The sequence below is a fragment of the Haloferax sp. AB510 genome, from assembly GCF_024136985.1.
Classification (GTDB): domain Archaea; phylum Halobacteriota; class Halobacteria; order Halobacteriales; family Haloferacaceae; genus Haloferax.
Genome location: NZ_JAMYJY010000224.1, coordinates 1 through 805, shown reverse-complemented (window position 1 = coordinate 805; position 805 = coordinate 1). Strand labels below are relative to the sequence as shown.

The 805-nt window shown below is 67.7% G+C and carries 1 pseudogene; it reads right to left on the bottom strand.

Features of this window, described 5'->3' with window-relative positions:
* Positions 1 to 368, bottom strand: a pseudogene (locus NKF06_RS20700) (hypothetical protein); the annotation flags it as partial.
* Positions 369 to 805: the final 437 nt, after the last annotated feature.

Here is an 805-nt window from a genome sequence, read left to right as displayed (position 1 = left end):
GCCCCGTCCAACTCGGCCGCGGCGGTCGTTCCGAGCGACAGCGATTCCCGACTCGGTTCGGCGCGAGCCGCCCGGTCCACCAGCGCGTCGAGCAGTCCGCGGGTGACGAAGACCGCGTCGCGTTCGGGGTCGCGTTCCGGGCCGACGCGTCGCCGAGCGCGCCGCGGTCCGACGAGCCGAGTTGCGACGGCGACCCACCAGAGACCGACGCCCAGCACCTCGGCGTCGCTCGCGGCTTGGAGCTCCCACGGGAGGTGCGGCAGTCCGAGTCTGAGCGTCGTGACCTGCACGGCGAGTCCGGCGAGGACGAGGACGGCTCCGAGCGCGGTGGCGATACGAGTGAGACGGGAAACGGAATCGCGGTTCATCGGTGTGCTGTGTTCGGTCAGTCGCGGTGTCGTTTTCGGTTTGGCAATCGCTTAGTGGTTGTCGGTTGTTTCGAGAAGTTAGTACTTGAAAAAGACTATAAGCGTCCACGCGAAAGCCCTGATTGCCGTGTTCCACGGCGCACGAAGCGGCCAACCGCTACCCGTCGTCTTCGATTCGATAGCACCCTTCGGTGGCTTAGCCTGCCCGGTGTCGTCACCGTTGACCGCTTCGACAAGCGGCACCCCATCCGACGCACCCCCCTTGTTTCGGCATCGCGTCGGCGGGTGCGCGCTCGACAACCATGACGAGTACACAGTCACGATTGCCGGTCGAACGCTCGCTTGCGCGAACGACGCTCGGCGTCGACCTCGCGTCGCCGGCGGCGCTCGCCGTCGCGGCCGTCGTGTTCCGCGGCCCCTCGGCGGAGGTCGGCGAC